2 protein-coding genes are annotated in these 4,276 nt (G+C 44.1%); both read left to right on the forward strand.

Annotated elements, in window-relative coordinates; all coding sequences use genetic code 11:
* Nucleotides 1–4,048, forward strand: a 4,048-nt coding sequence (locus WBM70_RS07130; protein WP_424557810.1) for an Ig-like domain-containing protein, incomplete at its 5' end; no start/stop codon positions are given.
* Nucleotides 4,045–4,276: hypothetical protein (locus WBM70_RS07135; protein ID WP_424557811.1), on the forward strand; the 232-nt coding region annotated here is incomplete at its 3' end. The genes WBM70_RS07130 and WBM70_RS07135, both read left to right, overlap by 4 nt.

Genomic DNA, 4,276 nt, shown 5'->3' on the forward strand with positions numbered 1-4,276 from the left:
GACCAACCCGGCACCGACAGCGACAGATAACACGCATACGACAAATGAAGATACGCCTGTATCAGGGAATGTGATCACAGATAACAGTGGAAACGGTGTGGACAGTGATCCTGATGGGGATACCTTAAGTGTGACTCAGTTCGTGGTAGGAGCAACGACCTATACAGCTGGTCAGACAGCAGAAGTTACAGAGGGTAACCTTACGATCGCAAGCACAGGTGTTTATACCTTTACACCGACAGCCAACTCAACAGCAAATATGCCGCAGGCTACCTATACGTTAAGTGACGGTGAAGGCGGAACAGATACTGCAACACTTGATATCACGGTCAATGCAACAAACGATAACCCGGTAGTGGATACAACAATTCCTGATCAGAGCGATGAAGATGGGAACACAACAAATGTAAATGTAAGCGGGAACTTCTCAGATCCAGATGGAGATACACTTCAATATACTGCAACTGGTCTTCCTGCAGGACTTACGATCAATCTCACCACAGGTGTGATCAGCGGAACGATCGATAAATCTGCAAGCCAGGGTGGTACAAATGGTGTATACAGTGTAACGGTTACAGCGAACGATCAAAAAGGTGGAACTGTCACTGATACCTTTACATGGACAGTGACCAACCCGGCACCGACAGCGACAGATAACACGAATACGACAAATGAAGATACGCCTGTATCAGGGAATGTGATCACAGATAACAGTGGAAACGGTGTGGACAGTGATCCTGATGGGGATACCTTAAGTGTGACTCAGTTCGTGGTAGGCGGATCGACCTATATGGCTGGACAGACAGCAGCACTTACAGAGGGTAATCTTACGATCGCAAGCACAGGTGCATATACCTTTACACCGGCAGCCAACTCAACAGCAAATATGCCACAGGCTACCTATACGTTAAGTGACGGTGAAGCTGGAACAGATACTGCAACACTTGATATTACAGTCAATGCAACCAATGATGACCCGGTTGCCAATCCAGATATCGGCAATACGCAGGAAGATACACAACTTGTAGTTGCAGCGACTGGGGTACTTGGAAATGATACAGATCTTGATGGCGGAGATTCATTGACTGTCACCGGATATAACGTAGGAGGGAATAGTGCTAGTGTCGGGAACCCACTTGTTCTCTCAGAGGGTAATCTTACGATTGCAGCAGATGGTTCATATACATTTGATCCGGCACCTGACTTTAACGGGGCTGTACCAGCAGTGACCTATGATATCAGTGATGGAAAAGGTGGAACTGCAAGTTCAACATTGACGATCACTGTTGATCCAGTAAATGATGCACCTGTAGCAGAGGATGACAGTCAGTCCACACCAATGAATACAGCAGTATCCATACCGGTACTAAACAACGACCATGACCCTGAAGACGATAGTCTGATCATCTTAGACGTAAATACTACAGGTACGAATGGTACAGTTGCCTGGGATGAAAATGGAACAGTGATCTTCACGCCTGATACAGACTTCATAGGCACAACGACATTTACTTACACAATTAGTGATGGCAATGGAGGAACAGATACTGCAACAGTGACGATCACTGTAACAGACCCCGAAGACCCATCAAACAATGCAGTAACAGCTGTTGCAGACAGTGCAAGTACACCACTTGATACTGATGTGGACATTCCTGTACTGATCAATGATTATGATCCTGAGGGTGATGAGTTTAATCTTACAAATATTGTTACACAGGCAGTCAATGGTACTGTTACTATCAATGATAATGGTACAGCAGCGGATCCAAGTGATGACTATGTCACTTACGAACCAAATGTTGGTTTTGTTGGTAATGATACATTTGAGTATGAGATCACGGATGAAAATGGAAATACAGATATCGCCATCGTAACAGTGACGGTAGTAGATACTGCTACAGATCCTTTACCAAATGCAGTGGCAGATGCTGCAGTGACAGATCAGGATACACCGGTAACTATTGATGTATTGGATAATGACACTCATCCAAATAATGGGGAAGAGCTTAATATTACAGCATTTACCCAACCTGCGAACGGAGTAGTCACACTGGATGATGGGGGTACACCGAATGATCCAAGTGATGACCAATTGGTCTATACGCCAAATCCAGGATTCTATGGAAATGATACATTCATGTACACCATCATAGACAGTACAGGAGATACTGCTTTTGCATCTGTAACAGTAACCGTAGTGGAAAAGGGAACAGTTACCGGTATCGTTTATGAAGATCTAAATGACAATGGTACTCAAGATAATGGTGAACCAGGTCTAGCGGATGCAAATATAACGATCACAGACAGTAAAGGGAATACTTATAATGTTACTACTGATGTGAATGGAAGCTACAGTCAAATAGTACCGGAAGGAAATGTGACGTTAGATATCGATGAATCTCCGTATGAAGCGATCATCCAAACAGAAGGTACAAATCCTACAACACTTGTTGTTCCCGCAGGTGGAACAGTGAATGATATTGATGGATATAGAGCACCACTGGGTAGTATCACAGTAGGTTCACCTCGTCCGCCGTCAGTTGATGATGACAGTGTTGATGGTATCACTGGTACTGCTACTATCATTGATGTGATAGGAAATGACAGCCCAGGTACATACCCACTGGATCCAACTACGGTGATGATCGTTGACCCTGTGAACGGAGAGGTGCAGAGTATGACCGTACTAGGTGAAGGTGTGTGGAGTGTAGATCCGATAAACGGTGAGATTACATTTACACCTGAATCAGGTTTCATAGGAGATCCGACACCTATTGAGTATACAGTACTTGATACTTCTGGGGCCAGTGATGGAGGAACAGTCACCATTAACTACCCTCCTGTGGCTAATGATGACAGTAATCTCAGTTTGGAAGAAGGTGAAACCGCGATCTTGGATGTATTGGCAAATGATGAAAATACTTCTTCTCCGCTTGATCCTGAACGTGTAAGCCTGGTTGCACCTTTAAATGCAACAGATATCCTAAGTGATCTCGATGGAGATATTATAGGATTTAGTATACCTGGAGAAGGAGAATGGAATGTTGATGAAACAACCGGTGTAGTAAGTTTTGTGCCAGAGGCTGGAATTGATGATGATCCAACACCGGTAAATTATACTGTTAGAGAAATTAATGGTGATGAGAGTAATGAAGCAGTGTTGACGGTTTCGTATAAACGTCTTATTATCTCTCTCAATGCATTCTGTGAAAATGATGTACCGTATGTCAATTATGACATACAAGCCGTAGGATTTGATCCGACAGGGCTAACAGCTACCTTGACATGGACGAGTGTAGATGGTGCTCAGACACAAGTGGACAGTAACTTATCTCTTAGCAATACACACTACCTTTGGGCTGGTGCAGAAGTTGATGGTAGTGGAAATGGAACAGTATGGCCAGGTTGGAATGAGCTTCCTGATGGTTCATGGGAGATCATTTACAGTGACTGGCGTAGATGGAATCCAGATCAGAGTGATGCGACAGTTACAGTCACACTCTCTGTCAATCCTTCATCAAGTGTCACGGTACAGTACCCGCCTGCAACACCAGTATGTGCAGCAAACCCTGTACCGGTTGATAGTGTAAATCCTCCTACTGAAACAGGATTGCCACAAGCAACAGATAACTTGAATGTACCTATCACAAGTTACAATCCAACAGTGATAGATGTACTTGCAAATGGTGATGTCTGGGGAAGTAATGGCCCAGGAAATGTACCAATCAGCTTTACACAACCAACACATGGTACTGTTGGAATGGATGATGGAGGTACACCGAATGATCCGACTGATGATGTGCTTCTCTATACACCAAAAGCCGATGTCAATAACATAAAAGACAGCTTTACCTATACGATCACGGATGCAGCAGGTAATACATCAACTGCAATAGTGACGCTCGATGTAAACTGTGCCTCATCACAGACATCAGACGGCGGAGATGCATTAGGTATGGTAAGTATGCTGCTCTTGGCAATGATGACAATGATGACAGGGCTTTACTTTGTAAGAAAAGAAGAAGAGAGAGGTAATTTATTATGAAAAAACTTATTGTAGTCACGATGATAGGCATAACAACATTGAGTACCCATATCAATGCTGGAGGTAAAGCAGTAGCTGCTGCTGCATCTCCGGTCATTCCGATAGAGACCATAGATCCTTCACCATGGTATCTTGGTGCAGGTATCGTATGGGCAAAGCTCAGCGGTTGTGACCTGCAACCAGGATGTACCTATGAAGATACCACCTATGGCGCAATGGTCAGAGGAG

This window comes from Sulfurovum sp. (genome assembly GCF_049668085.1).
Classification (GTDB): domain Bacteria; phylum Campylobacterota; class Campylobacteria; order Campylobacterales; family Sulfurovaceae; genus Sulfurovum.